This window comes from Myxococcales bacterium, from assembly GCA_022184915.1.
In the GTDB taxonomy this organism is placed as follows: domain Bacteria; phylum Myxococcota_A; class Polyangia; order Fen-1088; family Fen-1088; genus JAGTJU01.
In genome coordinates this window covers 1121364-1142265 of sequence record JAGTJU010000001.1, presented here as the reverse complement: position 1 = coordinate 1142265, position 20902 = coordinate 1121364, and the positions used below count along the sequence as shown (strand labels likewise).

14 protein-coding genes are annotated in these 20902 nt (G+C 67.0%); 9 read left to right on the top strand and 5 right to left on the bottom strand.

Features of this window, described 5'->3' with window-relative positions:
- Positions 1-10: 10 nt before the first annotated feature.
- From KA712_04730 to KA712_04720, 3 genes are all read right to left on the bottom strand, one after another.
- On the bottom strand, positions 11-1309 hold the full coding sequence (locus KA712_04730) for a glycosyltransferase (GenBank protein ID MCG5052245.1): 1299 nt from the start codon (positions 1307-1309) through the stop codon (positions 11-13).
- Between the two features lie 13 nt (positions 1310-1322).
- Positions 1323-5120 carry a protein kinase gene (locus KA712_04725; GenBank protein ID MCG5052244.1) on the bottom strand — a complete coding sequence of 1266 codons (3798 nt, stop codon included), beginning with the start codon at positions 5118-5120 and terminating at the stop codon, positions 1323-1325.
- A gap of 70 nt (positions 5121-5190) precedes the next feature.
- Positions 5191-5415, bottom strand: coding sequence for a hypothetical protein (locus tag KA712_04720; protein MCG5052243.1), 225 nt, complete (start codon positions 5413-5415; stop codon positions 5191-5193).
- Between the two features lie 164 nt (positions 5416-5579).
- Here KA712_04720 and KA712_04715 point away from each other — a divergent pair, with 164 nt between their 5' ends.
- Together KA712_04715 and KA712_04710 are read left to right on the top strand one after the other, a co-directional pair.
- Positions 5580-6476 (top strand): sulfite exporter TauE/SafE family protein, encoded by an 897-nt coding sequence (locus KA712_04715; GenBank protein MCG5052242.1) that lies wholly within the window; start codon positions 5580-5582, stop codon positions 6474-6476.
- Between the two features lie 102 nt (positions 6477-6578).
- Complete coding sequence (locus KA712_04710; protein ID MCG5052241.1) at positions 6579-10754, top strand: hypothetical protein; 4176 nt, start codon at positions 6579-6581, stop codon at positions 10752-10754.
- Positions 10755-10769: 15 nt separating this feature from the next.
- Here the strand turns inward: KA712_04710 and KA712_04705 are convergent, their stop codons facing one another.
- Positions 10770-11456: a hypothetical protein gene (locus KA712_04705; protein ID MCG5052240.1), complete on the bottom strand. Its 687-nt coding sequence runs from the start codon at positions 11454-11456 to the stop codon at positions 10770-10772.
- Here KA712_04705 and KA712_04700 point away from each other — a divergent pair.
- Together KA712_04700 and KA712_04695 are read left to right on the top strand one after the other, a co-directional pair.
- Positions 11455-13329: a DUF1592 domain-containing protein gene (locus tag KA712_04700; protein MCG5052239.1), complete on the top strand. Its 1875-nt coding sequence runs from the start codon at positions 11455-11457 to the stop codon at positions 13327-13329. The genes KA712_04705 and KA712_04700 overlap by 2 nt on opposite strands.
- Entirely contained in the window at positions 13326-14903 is a 1578-nt protein-coding gene (locus tag KA712_04695) for a DUF1552 domain-containing protein (protein ID MCG5052238.1), read from the top strand. The genes KA712_04700 and KA712_04695 overlap by 4 nt, the downstream gene beginning before the upstream one ends.
- A gap of 9 nt (positions 14904-14912) precedes the next feature.
- On the opposite strand, the gene KA712_04690 is transcribed toward KA712_04695, so the two are convergent.
- The gene (locus KA712_04690; GenBank protein ID MCG5052237.1) at positions 14913-15845 is read right to left on the bottom strand and encodes a TIM barrel protein; all 933 of its coding nucleotides are present in this window, start codon (positions 15843-15845) and stop codon (positions 14913-14915) included.
- Positions 15846-15984: 139 nt separating this feature from the next.
- On the opposite strand from KA712_04690, the gene KA712_04685 reads away from it, so the two are divergent.
- The 5 genes from KA712_04685 to KA712_04665 are packed head-to-tail and all read left to right on the top strand — an operon-like array spanning position 15985 to position 20894.
- Positions 15985-17103 (top strand): helix-turn-helix domain-containing protein, encoded by a 1119-nt coding sequence (locus tag KA712_04685; GenBank protein ID MCG5052236.1) that lies wholly within the window; start codon positions 15985-15987, stop codon positions 17101-17103.
- Positions 17100-18497: an alginate export family protein gene (locus tag KA712_04680; GenBank protein MCG5052235.1), complete on the top strand. Its 1398-nt coding sequence runs from the start codon at positions 17100-17102 to the stop codon at positions 18495-18497. Before KA712_04685 ends, KA712_04680 begins: the two co-directional genes overlap by 4 nt.
- Positions 18498-18499: 2 nt before the next feature.
- Entirely contained in the window at positions 18500-19339 is an 840-nt protein-coding gene (gene modA / locus KA712_04675; GenBank protein ID MCG5052234.1) for a molybdate ABC transporter substrate-binding protein, read from the top strand.
- Positions 19336-20160, top strand: coding sequence for an ABC transporter permease (locus KA712_04670; GenBank protein ID MCG5052233.1), 825 nt, complete (start codon positions 19336-19338; stop codon positions 20158-20160). The genes modA and KA712_04670 overlap by 4 nt, the downstream gene beginning before the upstream one ends.
- On the top strand, positions 20157-20894 hold the full coding sequence (locus tag KA712_04665) for an ABC transporter ATP-binding protein (GenBank protein MCG5052232.1): 738 nt from the start codon (positions 20157-20159) through the stop codon (positions 20892-20894). The genes KA712_04670 and KA712_04665 overlap by 4 nt, the downstream gene beginning before the upstream one ends.
- The last annotated feature ends 8 nt before the right edge of the window (positions 20895-20902 follow it).

The window sequence follows — 20902 nt, the reverse complement described above, 5'->3', positions numbered from 1 at the left end:
TGGGACGAAGCTAGCGCGTGCCCCAGCGCTCGTCGCGGACCGTGACAATGGCGTAGGGCAGGATCCACAAGAGGGCCGTGAAGGCATAGACCGCGTACACCGCGCCCCACAAAAAGCGCAATCCCGGGCGCGCCCGCAGGTAGTAGAGGGACGACAGCGCCGCCATGACGAACCCCGCCGCCAAGCCGGCCACGAGCACGTCCGGGCGGCGGATCAAGGCCGCCGGAAGGGCCACGAGCCCCACGAACACGTAAAACAGCCGGAAGGTACTCGCGAAGAAGCCCAAGATGGGAAACACGCGGTTACCGTCGCGGTACTTCGTGAACATGAACTTCGCGAAAGAAAATCCCTCCACGACATAGCTGCGATCCCAGCGCGTGAGCATGCGGGTGAGCTGCCGATAGGTCTGCGGCACCAACGTCCACACCACGGCGTTGCGCTGGTAGGCGGTATGGAAACCCGCCTTGAGTACGATGTTCGTGAGCGCCTGATCTTCACCGTGCCCCACGGGGCGCCCCAAAAAACTCTGGTTCACCCACTCGTCCATGAAGGGCAAGATCACGCTGCGACGAAACGCAGAGAGCGCTCCCGGACAGACGAACACGGCACCGAAGATCGACTGGGCCGCGCGGGTCAAATCGAAGCTCAACGTAAACTGCACGTCGAGCATGCGCCCGATGAGCGGCTTCGAGTTGAGCACCCTCACCCAACCGGCCACACCTCCCACACGAGGATCGGAGAAGGGTGCCGCCAAGGCTCGCAGCGTATCGGGCTCGATCTCGCTATCGGAGTCGATCGTGATCACGATGTCGCCCCGGGCGCTTTCGAACCCCGTGCGCAGCGCGGCCCGCTTGCCCTGATTGCCCCGAAAGCGAATGAGACGAACCACCTGGGGATGAAGCTTTCGAAGCTTTTCCATGTGGAAGAAGGTGTCGTCACGGGAGCCATCGTCCACGACGAGGATCTCCAGTTTGTCGTGGGGGTAATTCGCCCCTGCCACGGACCGAATGCTCTGCTCCACCATGGGCCCCTCGTTGTACGCGGGGATGATCACGGTGAGCACGGGCAGCGCCTCGTCGGGCGGCAACGCCACGGGGCGGTAACGGAGCCAAAGCGCGGTGAGGAACGCCAAATGCATCAGCTCGGCTACCACCAAAACGAGAATCGGTGAGCTCACGAGCGCGCGCCCCACAGCGGGCAGGCCCTGGCGCGCCAGGGGAAGAAACACGAGGGTGACACCCAGCGCCGCCCCCAGCAGGGGGCATAGACCCAGGAGGCGCTTGGGAACGGACTCGGGGGGCGCTTGCATCTCGGGCCGGAGACTATAGCCGCCCCACCTGCGGAGGGCACTTCCGATTTCGGAAGGTCATGAGCGCGGCATGCACGGGTATTGCCATGAAGGCGGATGCCAGCTCGGGGGTGTCGATGTTGGCGACCCGCTCTTGGAGGAGACGAATGGCCTTGTCTACCTGGGCGGCCGCCTCCTCCTCGCGCCCCGCAGCCGAAAGGCACGTCACGAGGGCCAAGCGCAGAAGCATCTCGCCTTCCTCCGGCATCACCCCTTCGTCCTCGATGAAAGCAAGCCCCGCCTGCGCATACGATAGGGCCTCGGCCTGTCGCCCCTTTGCCAGCGCCGCTTGCGAGGCCAAGGCCAGGGCGTAGGGCTGCAAAGTAGGCAGGAACGTCGGATCTGCGACAAAGGGCTCGAGCTCGGACCAGGCGGACTCCGGGTGCCCGCTTTCGATCCAAACATGGGCGTTGTAAAGACCCAACCCCCGTTCGACGAAGGTGGCGCCGAGCCCTTCGAGCAACGCGCGGGCGCGGACGATGTCTTCCTCGGCCCGCGCCACCTCACCTCGCCGGAGGTGGACAATCCCGATGTTTCCCCAACAGAGGGCTTCGAGCAGTTTGGAATGCACCCGCTGGGCAAACGCCAGGCTTTGTCTCAGGTGAAGCAGTGCCTCATCCCAGGCACCGCAATCGAGCAACGTCGAAGCCAGCGATGCCATCACTTCGGCTGCAAGCAGATCGTCCCCCGCCGCAGCGCAGGCCTCGAGTCCCGCCTGAAGCTGGGTCAATGCCAGCCCGAAAGCGCCCCGGCTCTGGGACCGCCGCGCGAGGATCCACAAGAGCCGCGCGCGTACGCTGGGGGTGCAGTCCTCCGACGCTGCGCCGCTCACGGTCTCGAGCAACACTTGTCCCTGCTCCGCGAACGGAGAATTGAGCAGCGGCGCCGCCATGGACGCCAGCGCCATCAGACGGGCCTGAGCCGCGGGGCGATCGTGGGGCAGGGTCTCTTCGCATTCGTAGGCCAGCATCGACAGCGGCTCGAGGCGACACGACTCGCCCAGAATCAAGGCGCCATATTCGAGCGCCTGAAACCAGTCGCGGCTCCCTGGAAAGAAGTGCTCGATCGCGGCCTCGGCTGGCCCCCAGCCCTCGTCGATGCGCCCGAGCCATCGCAAGGCCTTCGCTTCCAGAAGGTGTAAGGTGCCCACCTGCGTGCGATCGGCGCCGCTCGTCCGGCCTTGGGCGGCCAGGGCAATCGCCCCCTCGAGATCACCCGTAGCGTAAGCGCTCGTGGCCGCCTCGGCGGCAAATCCACACGCCCGCGCACCGTCACCGGTCCGGCGGGCGTGTTCGAAGAGCAACGCGGGCTCACAACCACCCCGGGCCTCCAACCAGCGCCCCGCCAGGCGGTGCGCAAGGACGCGATCGCCCTCGGTCAGGCTCTGGTAAGCGGCCTCGCGCACGAGCTCGTGTCGGAACACGTACGCCCCGCCTTCGTCGGGCTGCAAGATCTCTTCGGCCACGAGCAGATCCAGATGCGGCGCGAGGCAGGGAGCGTTGTCTTCGCCCACGAGCGGCACGAGGGCGGCGGGCTCGAAGCGCCGCCCGAACACGCTGGATGCACGCAAGAGCCGCCGCGCCGGCGCGGGCAGGGCATCGAGCCGCGCCTGCACGGTGCCCACGATGGCGTCGGGGATCTCGGTGCGCCGGCGCTGTCGCAAGGTGCGCGCGAGCTCTTCGATGAAAAACGGGTTCCCTTCGGCGCGGCTCGCGATCCAGGCAGTTGTGTCCGCTGAATGCTCCTGTGCCAGCGACCTCGTGAGCGCACCGGCCTCGTCGCGCGAAAGCGCCCCGAGGACGATCCGCTGGTTGGCCTCGTCCGGCAGCACCGACAGGGGCGGGCCGGGCTCACCGGGTCGGGTGAGCCCCACGAGCAAACACGGCAGCGTCAGTCCCTCCGCGAGCGCCCGGTGGAGGAGGCGGATCGAAGCTGCGTCTGCCCACTGCAAGTCATCTATGCAAATCACAAGCGGGGCTTCGGTGCAGGCCCGTGTCACGAGTCCCGCAAATGCGAGGGCCAGCTGCTCCGCCATGAGGCGTGGATCCAAGCGCGCCGGCCGCAGGAGGAGTTCGTCGGCGTCTTTGGCCTCTGCCCCGAGAAACTCGGCCAAAAACGCAATGTACGAGGGGCCCGCCTCATGCGCAGTCGGTGTCGCAAAGGACGCCTCGATGGCGTGCCGCCGCACCGCCGGGCTGGCGTCGTGAGGAAAAGCCAACAAGTCGGTCGCGAGCTGGCGCGCCACGCCGAAGGGCATCTTGGCTTTGAGCACGTCACCACGCGCGGTGCAGGTGCGGTGACGTTCGCCGGCCTCCTCGAGCTCGCGGAGGAACTGGCTGATGAGCCGCGTCTTCCCCAGACCCGCAGGACCTTCAACCACCACCGCCCGCGGCCCTTGACGCGCGAGCGCGAAGGCGCGCCGAAGCTGCGCACGCTCCGCGTCCCGGCCCACGAAAGGTAGGCCCACGCCGACGGCCGGCACCTCCCTCCCTTCGAGGTGGTGAGCTGCGCCGTCCACCCGCAGCGTGAAGCGACGGGCGAGCATCGTGGCGGTGTTTTCGTCGACACCGATGCACCCGCTGGGTACGGTCGCCAGCCTCTGGCTCGTCTCGTCGAGAAGTTGCCCCAGTGGGATCTGCTGCCGCACCACCGCCTTGCCGAGGGACAGCGCAACGGCTGCATCCGGCCAGCGTCGGCGGATCGACAGCGCACACTCTGCGGCTCGATCCGCAAGATCGAGGGTCGTATGGCCCTGGTCACACGTCACGAGCAGCGTCCCGTCCACCAAGGCCTGCGTTTGGGCTTCGAGCCCGGCCAGCACACTTTCGAGGCCCGCCCAGGGCTGCGCGTGCGCCTCGGGGTCGCAGCGCCGCGCCATCAACACCGCCACGAGACGACGTTCGTCGGACGAAAGCGCGTCGGACGAGGACGCCACCCTCACCCGCTCTCCGCGACGCCAAGGCGCGAGGTCCTCGGAAAGCTCCCGCGCCCCCCGCGGCCGCGCCGCCACCTCCTTGACCAGCATGCGCATCACCAGCGCCGCCACGGCTTCGGGCACACCGGGAACCAAGTCCGGCAGGGGGCGCGGCGCCTCCACGCAGACCTTGGCCAGGACGGCCCGTGGTGATTCACCCCAAAACGGGCTCGTGCCGCTCAGGCATTCGTAGATCACCGCCCCCAGCGAAAACAGGTCGGAGCGCCCATCCACGTCGGGAAGGCCCCGGGCCTGCTCGGGTGACATGTAAAGCGGCGTGCCCACGGCCAGGGCCGGGCCCGCCTCGGCCACCTCGAACAACCGCTTCGCCACCCCGAAGTCGAGCACCTTCACGGCGTCGAAGCGGCCCTCGCAGAGGAAAATGTTGGCGGGCTTGAGATCCCGATGCACCAGGCCCCGATCGTGGGCCGCGGCCAAGGCCGACAAAACCTGCTCGAGCACCGTCAGCGCCGCATCCATGGGTATGCGCCCCGCCCGCAGCGCGACCTCGAGGTCGTTTCCCTCGAGCCACTCCATCGCCAGATAGGGCTCACCCCGCGCCGTCAGCCCGTGATCGACGTAACTCACGACGTTCGGGTGACGCAGCTCGGAGAGCGCCTGCACCTCGCGGAAAAAGCGCGCTGTGGCCGCTTGCCCGGGCGCCTTCAGGCGCTTGACCGCAACCAACGCGCCGCTGCGTTCGTCGCGGGCTTGCCACACGTCGCCCACGGCCCCTTCGCCCACCGCGCGCAGGAGCACGAAACGGCTTGCCAACAGGGCCGTTTCTTCGTGAGGCACTGGTCACGCCTCGGCAGATGACGGCGTGCGCTTGAGCCGGTGGCCCGGCCACGAGCTGCCTCACGCCCCGTCATTTGGGACGCGGCGGCGGCGACGTGGGTTCTGTGCGCGCGCGCGCCCGCAACCTAGGTGGCAGGTCGGGGCCGGCCCAGGTGCCCGGCGCATCACTGGCCGGAAAGGACTCCCACGAGGCTTCGTCGACCCCGTCCCAGCGCCCCTCCTCTTTGGGGGGACGCTGCGAGGCCGTCACCGGCGTCTCTGCTTCCGGGCGGTCTTTTTTCCTGGGGCGTTTCATGCGACCCTCCTTGCTGCCCTGTCCGATTGCACGCCTCGTGCCGGTGGGCGCCTCTCGGCACACGCCTCTCGCCAGCGCCTCGCGGCGCACCAATGCGACGCACCAAGGGAACCCGTTTCCGCGCCCGCTTGCAATGTCTCGAATACTAGACTAGAGTCCGCGATATGGACTTCGTGGTCGCCCTCGGCGGTCTCATCGTCGGCTTCATCGTGGGCCTCACCGGGGTGGGCGGGGGTGCCCTCATGACCCCCATGCTGGTGCTGATCTTCGGGGTCCCGCCCCTGGCGGCGGTCTCGAGCGACGTGGTGGCGTCCGTGGTCATGAAGCCGATCGGCGGTGGAGTGCACCTGCGCAAAGGCACCGTGAACCTGAAGCTGGTGGGCTGGTTGATGACCGGCTCTTTGCCCTGTGCCTTCCTGGGGGTCTGGCTGCTCAAACGCGTGGCGGTGGGCGAAGGGCTACAAGAGTGGATCAAGACCGGGCTCGGCGTGGCCTTGCTGCTGGCCGCCACCGGCATCTTGCTCCGTCCGGTGCTCACACGCCGACGTCAGGCGAATCAGGCCGTCGATACCCGTGTGAAAGTGCTCCGCACGATCGCCATCGGCGCGTTCGGAGGCCTGGTGGTGGGGATGACCTCCGTGGGCTCCGGCTCCCTGATGATTGTGTTGCTGCTCCTGCTTTACCCCCATCTCAAGCTCTCGGACCTGGTGGGCACGGACCTGGTTCAGGCCGTCCCTCTGGTAGCCTCGGCGGCTTTGGGCCACCTGTGGCTGGGCGACTTCAAGCTGGCGCTGACGGGTTCGATCTTGCTGGGGGCGGTGCCCGGCGTGTTCATCGGGGCAAAACTTTCATCCCGCGCCCCCGACCACGTGCTCCGGCCGGCGCTCATCGTGGTGCTGGTGGCGTCCGCACTCAAGCTGCTCGGTGCTGGAAACGTGACCGTAGGCGTCACGGCCCTGGCCGTCACCGCCCTCGTCACCAGCCTCGGTGTGGCCAGCGCCCGGGCCGCCAAGGCGAGCAAGGCCGACCCCGCGCTGGTTCCCGTCGTCCGGCCCCAGTAGCGCGCGCGTTTGACCACCACCCGCGGTCCCGGGGCAGACACCGCATCCTTCTGTAAGCCGAATTAACATATATTCGACTAAAGAAACTACCGAGAAGGGTCGATGGCAAAGGCCGTGGGTGCTCACCTTCCCCTCTCGAGAAGTCTGGCGGCGATGGTAGTGGCCGCCCTTCTGGTCAGTCCGCCGTGGCCGGGGAGCGCCCTTGCCCGCGTCAACCCCCTCAACACGATCGCGCGGCAAATCCACAAGCCCAACATGCTCATCGTACTCGACACGTCGGGATCGATGAATGGAGTTCCGGGCAACCCCTTCACCTACGCGAGCGAAGTGGGTGTGGACTGCGACGACGGCAAGAACTGCCGCGGCTGGAGCGCCACCGCCGGCGTCTGCAGCGCATCCGGACGCTCCTGCGAATCCGATGCCGACTGCCAGACCCGTTACTGCAAGGTGGGCAAGGGGCAGTGCACCAGCAACGACGACTGTCCCACGCAGGGCACCTGCAGCCGGGGCAAGTACGTGTGCCGCAATGAAGCCGATTGTCAGCCTTACGGCGAGGGAAAGTGCAGTGCCTCGGGAGACAGCTGTTCGTCGACGACAATCTGCCCCGCCCGCGGCAACTGTGCGGAGACCGCGAACGGTTGCTCGAACCCCGGGCAGGCGTGCAAAGCCGGCTGGTGCCAGCACAGCAAGAGCCCGAAGATCTTCTGCACCGCGGACAAGAACTGCGGGGCCAAGGGCAAGGGCAGCTGCGCTTACGGCGGCACGCCCAAAGGGGGCTGCCTGCTCGACAACGAGTGCCCGAACACCAAGTCCTGCTCGACGGGGGAAGCGTGCACAAAAAACGCAGACTGTCCGAAGATCACGGTGGGCACCTGCAAGTTCTCCAAGGCGGCCTGCACGTCGGACGCAAACTGCAAGGTGGGCGACGTCGCCAACGACAGCTACGTGGACGTCTGCCAAATCCCCACCAACAAGTGCGGCGGCAACACGAACTACTGCGAGCTCGACTACAACAAGTGCATCTATTCGGCGGGCAACACCTGCCAAGAGGTCGAAAACGCCTGCAAGCCCGTCAAGAACACCTGCAACATCCCCGTGACCAACGCGTGCCTGAGCCCGGATCTCGGTGACGTTTGCCAAAAGGGTGCCGAGAAGCCGGGGGCGCTCAAGATGTGCCAGCTTGCGCAGTCCCTCTGCAACTCCCAATCCGACTGCCCTTCCGGGGACGTGTGTGGCAACCCCACGTCCCGCACGGTGATCGCCAAACGCACGCTTGGCCGGGTCTTCTCGCAAAACGCCAGCGTGGTGAACCTGGGACTCATGACCTTTTACCAGGCGGACTACTTTCCCTACTACGCGGTGAGCGATCCAAAACCGATCACGGAAACGGTCTTCTTGAACACCACCCAGCTCGGCAAGAGCTGCTACGACAAGACATCCGGACCCGCCACGACGTGTACGTACAACGGAACCGCCTACAAGCTCGCCAGCGGAAACAACAGCCAGTACACGGTGAATCAGAAGAAGGGCGTCAAGAGTTCGCACGACGTCGCCTGGTGCGGAGATCTCTGTGAGATCCCGAGCGTGGGCACCGGCATGTACTACGGCAGTTACTACACCTACACGTCGACCGGAGGCACCGTCAGCACGACCAAAAAGACGTTTTCCTCCTACCTCGGAAAAACAACCGTCTCGGCAGGTCAGGCCTATGCCTACTACGAGGCTCGCCCCGATTACTACAATGGCGGCACCTTGCCTCCCATCAAGGTGCCCGATTGCACGAAGAACGCCTGTAACGCGACCTGTGGCGGCCGTTGGGACCAAAACCTCTCTCCCTTCATCAACCCCACGGCCACCACAGCGCAAGCGACCGCCTCATCCTTGAAGGTGCTCGACTGGTTGAACAATGCCTCGTACGGCGGGCTCATCACCTACGGCGGCACGCCTTCCGGTTGCACCCTCGAAAACGACGGCACCAAGAGCGAGAAGAGCAGCGCGTACCACTACATGGACGATCTGAGGGCCGTTGATGAGCTCACGTGTAGACAAAACTACGTGCTGTTCATCACGGATGGCGAGGCGAACGGCCCCGGGGATACGGGCTGCACCGAGACGGCGTGTGCGGCCGATGATCCAGAGAAGGCGGGCTGCAGCTGCAAGGTGGTACTGGCCGCCCACCGCATGCGGAAGAACCTGGGGGTGCGCACCTTCGTCGTGGGTTTCTCGTCGGACGTTGCGGTGGGCGCCGCCCGGGTGATCAACGACAACGTCGCCAAGGCGGGGGGCACGGATCAAGGCAACGATGGGGCCGCGCCCTTTGCCTTCGTGGCCACCAACGAAGAGCAGCTGCTCGCCGCCGTGCAAAACGCCATCTACGACGCCGTGAGGGGCAGCTACTCCACCTCACCGGCCACCGCGTCGGCAGGCACCCAGGTGTCGAACGGAGTCAAGTCGGGCAAGTACGCGCTGGATTCTCGTGTCGACTTCCCTTCGTGGGAGGGCCACTTGCTCGCCTACGACGTCACGGTGAATCCGCCTGCGCTGGTGTGGGACGCGGGGGAGGAACTCAAGATGATGGATTGGCGGCAACGCAGGCTCTACGTGGGCACGAGAGACGGCAACGTCGTGAAGGTGCAGATCGACGACGCGGGCAGGATCGAAAACCGCGAGACCCTCCACGCGCTCGGGCTGGGAGCGGATCCCGAAGAGGCCGAGAGGATCGTCAAGTTCACGCTGAGCGCACCCGAATCCGGAAACCCCGCGGTATTGGGTGCGCTCATCAATTCGACCCCGATTGACGTGGGTCAACCTGGAGACAGCCCGCTACCGGGCGGTCGGGCCTTTTTCCTCAACAACAAAAACCGCCCGAACCTCACCTACGTGGGGGCAAGCGATGGCATGTTGCACGCGTTTTTCACCGACGATACGACGATCGCCGGCAACACGTACCCCGCGGGCTCCGAGGCCTTCGCGTTTTTGCCCTACAGCCAGTTCGAGGCGATCACCCGCATCTACGTGCAGGGGGGGCAGGTGCCCGATCCTCACCAGCACATCTTCGGGCTGGCCAACTCACCCAAGGTCAAAAACCTCTGTGTCCAAAACTGTTCCGACAAGGAGCAGGCGGTCTGGAAGACCTTGCTGGTCATGAACGAGGGCTACGGGGGCTCGGGGCTCTTCGTGCTCGACATCACCAATCCCCTGGGTGAGCTGGGCTTCGCGGAACCGCCCGTGATGCCCCTGTGGCACTCGCACGACGCCAATCTGAAGAGCAGCTATGACGCCGTCGTGGGACAAACCATCTCCGTCCCGGGGTTTTACTTGAACAAGACGGATGCGATGGATGATCACAGGCTGGTCTTTGCCTCGGGATACCGGGTTGATGGCTCGTCCACCACACAGGGGCGACGCATCATCTCCGCGTCCGCGCGTAGCGGAGAGATCCTGGATTCCCAGGCGGCGACGGCCGGGAGTTCGTGCCCCCAGGAGTACACGATCCTGGCCGACATCGCGACGGCCAAGAACTTCGGCACCGAAGAGAAGGGGCGGCTCCGGGCCGCCTATGTCGGAGACACCTGGGGCAGTCTGTGGCGCTACGATGCGCAGAAGCTCAGCAAGGTCACCTCGTTCGGCTGCGATCACCCCCTTCACTTTGCACCCACGGTGGTGCAGCTGGATCGGGACGACCCCAGCAACAACGAGGGTCAAGCCTATCTGGTTCAGGTGACCAACTCGACGCTCGACGACGACACGTTCACCTTCCCGCCCTCGCAGCTCGTCATCAGGAAAGAGGTGAAGGACGATCTGGGCCAAGCCACGGCCGACACCCAGTTCGGCGAGGGAGGCCAGCTGGTGATGACGGTGGGCGCGCCCGAGCTCTGCGCGGTCACCACCAGTGGCGGCGGCTGCGCGGCCCTCATGCCGGTGACGGCGCGCCCCACGGGCACGCCGCTGGCCATCCTCAAAAAGGACGGCAGCGGCTTTCAGATGATGTCGATGTGGTACGCGCCCGATGGCGAGGGATGTACCAAGGGCACGACCTGGCTCAACCTGCACGAGATCGTGGGCGAGAAGGTGTCGCAGATTCAGGGCCTGAAGGTGGCCGACGAGCCGGTGACGAGCCCCGTCGTGGCGGGAGGCCGGATCCTGATCGTGAGCTCGAATGGCACGGTGGACATCGCTGCCGACATCGAAGCGTCGTTTTCGGCGGGCACGGCCAGCCCCGTGGCGGCCGTGGGTGCCGGCATCTACCGCCTGCTCGGCTGGAGCGAGGTCCAGTAGATGCCGAGGCCCGGCTCAGTTGCAGGCGGGCAGGTTGAGAGGCTTGGCGGCGGCCAGCACGGCCTCACAGGCTTGAATCGCGGTGGTCTTGTTGTCGCCTGCCTCCGCGCAGGTCGTCGCCAGCGTGCACATCACGTTTTGCCCCTGAAGGTTCGCCAGAGCTCCGCAGCAGGCGTCTGCTTTCGCGCACACGCTACAGTCGGTGGCCATGCCCGCGCTGCCGCCCGTGCCCGGCAACCCGGTCCCAGGAACCCCGCCCGTGCCCGGCAACCCGGTCCCAGGAACCCCGCCCGTGCCCGGCAACCCGGTCCCAGGAACCCCGCCCGTGCCCGGCAACCCGGTCCCAGGAACCCCGCCCGTGCCCCCAGGGCTGCCCTGGCAAGCTGGGATCGCCGCCACGCAGGACTCCCATGCGGCACACGTTGCGTTCAGGCATTCCTTCGCTTTGGCCGCGATGGCCGAGGCGTTCGTGCAGGTCATCGTGCCTCCAGGCGTCGGCGCGAGGCATTGGTTTTTACACGCTTGCAGGAAACTTTCGGCGCCCGGGTTACACGCAGCCACCTTGTCACAGGTTTTCAGGCACAACGCCTCGCCATCGTCGTCCCCGTCGTCCGAACAGGCCAGGACGCCGGCGAGACCTAGCGCTCCCACCACGAAAGCCACCTTGAACACGTAAGCCCTAGAGCAAAAAGAGTTGGTCATGTCGTTCCTCACCCGCATCCTGAGGAAAGCCGCCGCTCCCGTCAACCTCCCCCCCCGGCATCCAGGGAGCCCGCGAAGCCCCACGCCGCGGCCAGCGTTTTTTGAGCCCCCACCTGCCATGACCGCCACTAACTTCCTGATGAACGCGTTCGGCCGTTTTTTCCGGCCTACGTCCTTGCTCCTGCTGGCCCTCCTCGGGGCGAGCGCTTGCCAGGGCCAGGCCACCGATGAGTCCGATCCGGGCGCAGGCCCTGGCGGGACGGGAGGCACCTCGCTGCCCGCCGTGCCGGTGGTCGATGACCCGCCTGCGGCAGGGGCCTGCAGCGACCCCGTCAGAGACCCCGGCCCCGCGATCACGCGGCGCCTCACACGTTGGGAATACGTCGAGTCGGTCCGCGTGGCGCTGGGCCTCGACATGTCGGCCGAAGCCGCCCTGCTTCCGCCCGAGCTTCGCACGGAGAGCTTCTACAACACCGCGAAGGACCTTCGCCCCACCTACGAGCGCGTCGAGCTCTACGGCAAGCTGGCCTCGCAGGCGGCCGCCAAGTTGAGCACCGGCAACAGCCTGACCACCTTCGTACGCAAGCACACGACCTGCACGGACAAAACGGAAGCTTGCGAAACGGCCTTCGTGAAAAGCGTGGGTCTCCGCCTGGCCCGCCGTCCCCTGACACCCACCGAGATCACCGCCTTTCGAGGTCTCTTCGCCACCGCCGCCTCCTGTGGGGAGGACTTCGCTTCGGGAGCCAAGATGGTGGTCGAAGCGCTGCTGCAGTCGCCTCAGTTCCTCTACCGCTCGGAGCGCCAGCGGAGCGAGGGCACGGGCCCCTTCCGAGGCCTCGACGACTACGAAATCGCCACGCGGCTTTCGTTCCTGGCGGTGGGCGCCGGCCCCGACGACGCTCTTTTGGACGCCGCGGCGGCCGGCAAATTGAGCAACGCGGACGAGCGCGAAAAGCAGCTCAAGCGGCTGGTCGCCACGGCTGCAGGTACGAAGGCAGGGCTTCGGTTCGCCAACGATTGGCTCACCCTCGACGACCTCGACGGTGTGCAGCGTGACACGGCCCGCTTCCCGGAGTGGAAAGAGGGCTTGCAGACCGAAGCCAAAGAGGAAGTGCTGCGGATGATCGAGAAGATTGCCTGGAAAGACGGGCGCCCTCTCGTCGACCTCCTCACGGCGTCCACCACAGAGGCCACCCCGGGTCTCGCGAAGCTTTACGGGCTCACCTCGCGCGGCGATGGTTGGCAAACCTACGACCTCAAAAACGAACCCCAACGTCAAGGTGTGCTCACCACGGCGGGCGTTCTGATGCGCAGCGGGAGCAACGCCGATGCGCAAATGGTCTCGCGGGCGCTCTTCGTGTTCCGCAACTTCATGTGCGGCACAGTCGGCAAACCGCCTCCGGGCACGAACGTCGAACCCCCAAGCGATCTCGAGAACGCCAGCAAGCGTGCCTTCGCCGAGTACCGGGTAAACAGCGACAAGTGTAGCGGGTGTCATGCGCAGTTCGATCCCCTGTCGTTCGTCTTCGAGCCCTACGATGGCATCGGGGCGTTTCGGACGAAAGACGACAAGGGCCACACCACCCGCACGGACGGCAACATCCCGAATCCCGAGAATCTCGACGCCTCGGAACCCTACGCGAACCTCGACGAGTTCCTGGCGCTCCTGGCGAAGCGCGACGACGTCAAGCAGTGTTTGGTGCGCAAGCCCTTCCAGTTCGCCATCGGCAGAGCCCTCGAGGGTCTCGATGATTGCACCATCGCCGACCTCGAACGGGCCATGGCCAAAACGGATGGGCGCTACGCGGACCTGTTGACCGCCGTCGTCAAGCACCCCACGTTCCTCTTCGTACGCAGGGAAAACCCATGAAACGCGCGCTCAGCTACCGTAAGGCCCTCAGCCGTCGCACCGTTTTACGGGGCGCGGGCAGCATCGCCATCGGGCTGCCTTTTCTGGACGCCATGCACACGAGGAGCGTGTGGGGCGCCGGGGAAACGCCACCCATGAGGGTGATCACCTTCTTCTTCGGCCTGGGCGTGCGCCCCGAACATGCCGCTCTCGGGCTGCAGGGCGCGCTGGCGCCGCTCGCCCCCTTCGCAAGCAAAATAGGGTTCTCCCGCAACTTGAACCTCGGCACGTCCACCAACGCCGCGAACCACGACACGGGGAGCCACTATGTGTTCCGCGGCGTGGACAACAACGGCGCCACGATCGACCAGTTCGTGCTGGACAAACTCCACGGGACCGTTTCGCCCACGGCCATCAAAACGCTGGTCGCGGGAACGTACCACCGCAACAATGGCCAGCGCGAGAACCACACCTACCGGCCCAATGGCGGTGTGACCGAGCCCCCGTACCGGGTGCCTCAGCTGCTTTTCGATCGCGTGTTCGGGAACTTCACACCCGGGGTCGACCCACTCCCGACGCCCAATCCGAACCCAAATCCCAACCCCAATCCAAACCCCAACCCGACCCCCGACCCAAAGCCTGATCCGACCCCCAATCCGACGCCGACGCCGACGCCGCCCCCCATGCCCGACCCCGCGGCCTGTGCGGCAAACCGGGAGCGGCACATCAAGCGTTCGATCCTGGACACCGTCAAATCGCAGTTCGACTTCTTCAAGAGCGAAGCGGGCAACCTCGGGGCGGATTCACGCACGCAGCTGGCGGATCACCTCGACAAGATTCGCGAGCTCGAGCTCTCCGTCTTCGGCGATGCGATGCAAAACGCGACCTACCAGGTGGAAAATGCGCTGACGTACGCCACCTGCGTGAAGCCGGCAGCGCCCGGCACATTCACCGGCACGAATTTCGACGCCATTCAGCAGCGCAAATCGGACGGTGACGTCGAGTCTTTCCCGCTGGCCTGGGCCGACTGGGATCGCCTGTGGAAGAGCATGGCCGACATCTACTCCATGGCGGTGATCTGCGATCGCACCCGCTTCGGAAACATCCAGTTCACGTCGGGAGGCGAGCGCATCAACGTGAAGGGCGATTACAGCTGGGGTGGCCGCAACATCACCTTCAACGACCCGGTCACCGCACACGAGTACTGGCACGGCTGGGGGGGAGATGTCTCCTACGGAAGCGGCTACAAGTCACGCGACTGGGTGGAAAAGCACACGCATCTCGTCATGTCGCGTGCGGCGTACTTCATGGAGCGCCTGGATGCAGCCAAGGATGGCAACGGCAAGTCGGTGCTAGAGAATATGCTTTTTCTCATGGGTACCGAGCTCGGCGACGGGGGTGATAGCCATTCGCTCAAGGACATCTTCCACCTCTGGTCGAGCGCCGGTGGCAAGCTGAAGATCGGGGCGGGCGTCAACTTCAACGAGATGGACGCCACCAAGTTCTACAACACCATCGCCGAGGCGGTCGTGGGTCAGCAGATGACCAATCAGCACCCCGCCGACGGCACGAGCCGCGGGCTCATCGTGGCGTAACGGGCGCCGTCAGCTTCGTCTTTGGGAGGCCAGCCGGCGGGCCTGAGCGTCAGCCTCGAGGACTGCCGCCAGGGCCTGCTTCGGCTCGGCCCTGGGGCTGAGCTCGAGGCCCACGGGCTTGCCGAGGCCACTGCGCTCGATTTCGGCCAGGATGAATGGATAGTTGATCTCGCCCGTGAAGGGCTCGTGGCGCCCTGGATGGTCGGCGATCTGGAAGTAGCCGATCTCGTCTTTGTACGCGGCGATGTTGCCGCTGAGATTCCCTTCACTGATCTGTTGGTGATAGACGTCGAAGAGCAGTTTGACGGACGGTGACGCCACGGCCCGCACGATCGCGGCGCCATCGGCAGAGGTCACCACCAGCTGCCCCGGGTGATCCCGCAGCACGTTCAGCGGCTCCAGAATGAGGGTGAGTCCTTCCGGCTCCACCAGGCGCGCCGCTTGCTCGAGCGTGGTCACCACCTCGGCAAGCTGCTCCTCACGGGACACGTCGGGCAGTTGATTTCCCGCGACCACGGTCATCATCGTGGCGCCCAGGCGTTTGGCGGCCGCCACCGCCCGCGGCAATGAGTCAAGCAGCTTGGCGCGCGCCGCCTCGGAGGCCAGCCCCCAGCCCGCCACGAACTGCACGGGACGTAGCCCGCGCTCTTCACACAGAGCCGCCACGGCTTCGATGTCCTTTTTGTCGTAGCCCCAAAACTCGAAGTGCGTGAACCCGGCGTCGGCGATGCGGTTCAGGCGCTCGAGGAAAGGCAAGTCCTTCCAGAACATCTCGGCGTTGATCGCGTAGGTCAGCCACGTCGTGCGGGGCCGCACCTTGCGGGGCCGCGCGTGGGCGCCCGGCGCAGAGGCGAGCCCTACCGCTGCCGCGAGCCCCACACCGAGCACGTGACGGCGATGCGGGTGGGAGGTGGTAAACGCGGCAGCGGGCGGGGTCTTCATGCCGGCATCATTTCGATCTCGGGCCGCGAAGGCAAGGTCCGCCCCGTCCCGGATGTGACCCGGGGTGGCTGCCGTCGTCACTCCCCTCGCGGCGCCGGCCGTGGAAAGACAACTTTCCGTCATGTAAGGTCTGCTTTCCATGCCTCCTCCGCCGCACCTGCGCGCGCGCCGCGTAGCCCTGGGCCTCTCCCAGGCCAAGCTGGCGGCGCAGGTCCAGCTGAGCCGCCAAGCCCTGGGGGCCATCGAGGCAGGCCGCGCCGTGCCGGGTGTCGACGTGGCGTTGCGGCTGGCCCGAGCCCTCGAGGCGCAGGTCGAAGCGCTGTTCGGCGCAGGCCCGGTCACGGGGCCTCCCGCGCTGGGGGTCGAGCTGGCGGAAGGCCCCCGCACGGAGCGGCTGCAGCTCACGCGCCTGCGCGGGCGATGGATAGGCCACGCGATGGTGCCCGAAGCCGGGCCCGCGGCCGCCGACGCCCTGCTCGCGCGGCGCAGGGATACGCAGGCCGAGGTCGAGACCTTGCGCCCGCTCCGCGAACTCGAGGACCACGTGCTGCTCCTCGGCTGCGCCAGCGCGCTCGGCGTTTTGGCCGATCGGCTCAACCGGGCGAAGGGTCCCGGGACCTTCTCCTGGGTGCCTCGCACGAGCACCGCCGCCCTGGCGGCGCTCGGCCGCGGGCACACCCTGCTCGCCGGTCTTCACCTCGTAGACGCCCGCACGGGCGAGGCCAACGTGGCCCACGTGCGCCGCCTGGAAGCGTCCGAGCCCATTCGTCTCGTGACCCTGGCTACCTGGCAGGTGGGTCTCGTGGTGCGCCCGAGCGATCGAGGCAAGATCCAGGGGATCCCCGATCTCGCCCGGCGTGGGGTGCGCCTGGCGGTACGAGAGCCGGGGGCAGGCGCGCAGCACCTGCTCGAACGTCACCTGCGCCAGGAGGGCTTGGCCCTGGCGGTGGCCCGGAGGGCGCACTACGCAGCGGCGGGGCATCTCGACCTGGCGCGTGCCGTGGCGCGGGGAGCGGCGGATGCGGGCGTTACCACCCGCGATGCGGCCCTCACCTTCGGACTGCACTTCCTCCCGCTCGCCGAGGAGCGCTACGACGTGGCCTTTTTTGCGACCGAGGCGGGCGACGTGCGCCTCGAGAGGCTCTTCGACACCTTGGTCTCGGCCCCGTTTCGGCGCGAGCTCGATCGCCTCGGCTATGACGCCCGACCTGCGGGAGGGCTCGCGGCCGAGGTGAGGGGGGGCGGAGGGTCGCCGTGAGCCGAGCCTCGCAGTCGACGAGGATGGTCGTGGGTGCCCTCCTTGGCACCTGGCTGGCCCTTGCCCCGTGTCACGGCGGGCTGGCCGCGGAAGAACCGCTGCGGATCGGGCCGGCGCTGGGTGTGCCTCCCGGGGTGCGTCTCGGCCTCGAGCAGCGTAGCCGCTTCGAGCACCTGGAAAACGAGTTTCATGCCAGCGCCGGTCCCAACGCCACGGCCCTGGTGCTGCGTACCCTCGTGTTCGCGGAGTTCAGCGCCGGGCCTTGGGCGCTGGGCCTCGAGCTTCAAGACGCCCGGGCCTTTGCCCGCGAGGGCACGCCCTTGTCCCCCACGCTGGTGAACGCCGCCGAGCCCCTGCGCGCGTACCTGGCCTACCGCACGCACGACGTATGGGCGGCCCACGATACGTTGGCCGTCTCGGCGGGGCGGCTCACGCTGGACCTCGGCAGCCGCCGATTGGCCGCGAGAAACGCCTATCGCAACACCATCAACGGCTTCACGGGCCTTCACGTCGACTGGCGCGCGGCCACGCAGCAGGTGACCTGCTTTGCGGTGCTGCCGGTCGAAAGATCCCCCACGGGCCTCGACGCCCTCGCGAACAACGCCTTCGCGCTTGACCGCGAGGCCACGGGGGCCCTGTTCTGGGGCGCCCTTGCGTCCTCGGCGGTCGGGGCTGGGATCGCGCTCGAACTTTACGTCTTCGCTCTGCACGAAGCGGATCGGGCCGGGCAGCCCTCGCAGAACCGCCGCGTGTTCACCCCCGGCGTGCGCTTGTTTCGTCAGCCCATCGCCGGGGCCTTCGACTTTCAGCTGGAGCTGATGCTGCAGCGAGGACGATCACGTGCAAGCCTCACCGGGAGCGATGTCACGGATCTTCGTCACGAAGCGAGCTTCGTGCATGCGGCCTTTGGCTACGAGGCAAGGCTCGCCCCCAGGCCGCGGCTGATCCTGGTCTACGATCGGGCCAGCGGAGATGGTGACCCCAGCGACCGGGTGAACGGACGCTTCGATACGCTCTTTGGGGCGCGCCGCTTCGATCTCGGGCCTACCAGCCTTTGGGGTGCGCTTGCCCGTAGCAATCTCGAAAGCCCTGGTCTGGCCTTCAACCTGACACCCCACGAGCGCCTCGACGCGTTTGGCACGTTCCGTCTGGCGTATCTCGCATCGGCACGTGATGCGTGGGGTCCGGCGGGCCTCCGCGATCCCACGGGCGCCGCCGGACGCTTCATTGGCCAACAGTTCGAGGCCGGCATCCGTTGGCAGGTGGTGCCCGGCAACCTCAGCCTCGAGCTCGGCGCCGCGATCCTGTGGCGAGGTCGTTTTGCAAAAACGGCCCCGGGCACGCGCCCCGGCGATCCGCTTTACGTCTACAGCCAGGTGACGGGGACGATTTAGCCATGCACCCTCGGACGTTCCCATCTGCCCCTTGTCATGCCCCACGGTTTGCGCGGTGCACGCTCATTCTCGGGGCGGTCTGCCTCTCGTTCGTGGGGCTGGCCTGCCGCGACCGCGCCCCGCCCGCCCCGGCGCAGCGGGAGCTCGTGGTGTTCGCGGCCGCCTCGTTACGTGACGTCTTCGGTGCCCTGGCGCGCCCGTTCACGCAGGCCCATCCTGGCGCTCACGTCACGTTCAACTTCGCGGGGACCCAGGAGCTTCGTGCTCAGATCGAACACGGCGCCGCCTTCGATGTGCTCGCGGCGGCCGATGAGCGCCACGTCGAGGCCCTGGTGCGCGCACGCCTCATCAGAGAGCCCATCGTCTTCGCCCGCAATGAACCCGTGCTCGTGGTGAGCCTGGAGGCCGCAAGCCGCTTGCATCGCTTCGAGGACCTTCCTTTCGCAGGCAGCCTCGTCGTCGGCGCCCCCGAGGTGCCGATCGGAAGGTACACACGGCAGGTCCTCGACAGGGCCTCGTCCGTGCTGGGGCCCGCGTTCCGGGCGCAGGTCTTGGATAGGATTGTCTCGCACGAGCTCAACGTGCGACACGTTCTCAACAAAGTCCGGCTCGGCGAAGCGGAGGCAGGGATCGTCTACCGCACGGACGCCCGGATGGCGGCGGCGACCGTGATCGAGCGGCCGATCCCCTCCGCCTACAGCGTCGGGGCCGTTTACCCCATCGCCGTGGCCGAAGAGGCCGCGCAGCGCGAGCTGGCCCGGATGTGGGTGGCGTTCGTGCGCTCGGCGCCCGGCAGGGGCATCCTGCGCAGTGCGGGCTTCGAGCCCGCGGAGGCGCCATGAACCTGCCGCGGCGGTGGCCCTCGCAGATCGAGGGGCAGCGCCTGCTGCTGGGCGCGCTCGGGGCGTTGCTGGTGGTGTTTTTACTCGTTCCCCTGCTGGCGCTTTTCGTGACCGCCTCGCCGGGCCAGCTGGCCGAAGGACTACGGCACCCTCTCGTTTGGCCGGCGTTGGGCTTGAGCCTGTCCACCACGTCCTTGTCCTTGCTGCTCGTGCTGGGCTTCGGCACGCCCCTTTCGTGGGTGCTGGCACACAGCCGCACCTCCGGGGCCCGGGCGCTCGAGACCTGCTTGCAGCTGCCGATGGTGGTTCCGCCCGCAGTGGCCGGCGTGGCGCTCCTGCTGGCCTTCGGTCGGCGCGGCCTGCTTGCAAGCTGGGCCTACCCCGAAGGCTGGTCGGTGGCGTTCACCACGGCCGCCGTGGTCATGGCGCAGACGTTCGTTTCCGCCCCCTTCTTTCTTCAAGCCGCCACGGCCGCGTTTCGCCGCCTGGATCCGAACCTCTTGGTGGTCGCACGCACCTTCGGGGCCTCTCCTTTGCGTGTGTTCATACGTGTGGGCTTGCCGCTCGCGGGCCCTGGCCTTGTGACAGGCGCGGCGATGAGCTGGGCGCGGGCGCTGGGCGAGTTCGGCGCCACCTTGATGTTCGCGGGCAACCTCGAAGGCCACACCCAGACCTTGCCGCTCGCCATCTACACGGCGCTCGCCTCCGATCTGCGCGCGGCCCAGGCGCTCTCGGTGATTCTGGTGGTGGTGGCGTTCGCCTTGCTCTTGGGCGTGCGCGGCGTGTTCCACCGAACCGCCGCCAAGGAGCCGCGCACATGAGCGACGACGCCTTGGTTGCGCACCTGCATGCGCGGGTGGGCACGCTGGAGCTGGACGTCAGCTTGGCGCTCGCACCGGGCCCGCTCGTGCTCGTGGGGCCGAACGGCGCCGGCAAGAGCACGTTGCTCGCGCTCCTCCTGGGCATTGTGCCCGTGCGCACGGGGCGCATCACGGTGGGAGCCACCACGCTGCTCGACACGGACCAGAAGCTCAACGTGCCGGTGGAGCTCCGGCGCTTGGCCTACGTGCCCCAAAGCTACGCTCTCTTTCCTCATCTCGACGTAAGGGCCAACGTGGCCTTCGCCCTCGCGAGCGCCAGCCCCGAGCTGTCGCGCCGCGAGGCCCGCGCGCGGGTGAACACGACGCTCGCGGGGCTCGAGCTTTTGGCTCTGGCACACCGCAGTCCACAGACCTTGTCGGGCGGAGAACAACAGCGTGTCGCGCTCGCACGCGCCTTGTGCGTACACCCCCGCGCCCTGCTCCTCGACGAGCCTTTGGCCGCGCTCGACGTGTCGTCCCGCCAGGCGGTTCGCAACCACCTGAGGGACCACCTGCAGGCGTTGGCCCTGCCGAGCCTTCTCGTCACGCACGACGCCCGGGATGCGCACGCGCTGGGCGCGCGCATCGCCGTGATGGAGGCGGGCCGCATCAGCCAAATCGGAGAGTGGGACGAGCTTTGCGAGCGCCCCGCCACCGCGTTCGTGCGTGCGTTCACCGCCAGCGGGCGAGACTGAGTGGGGCC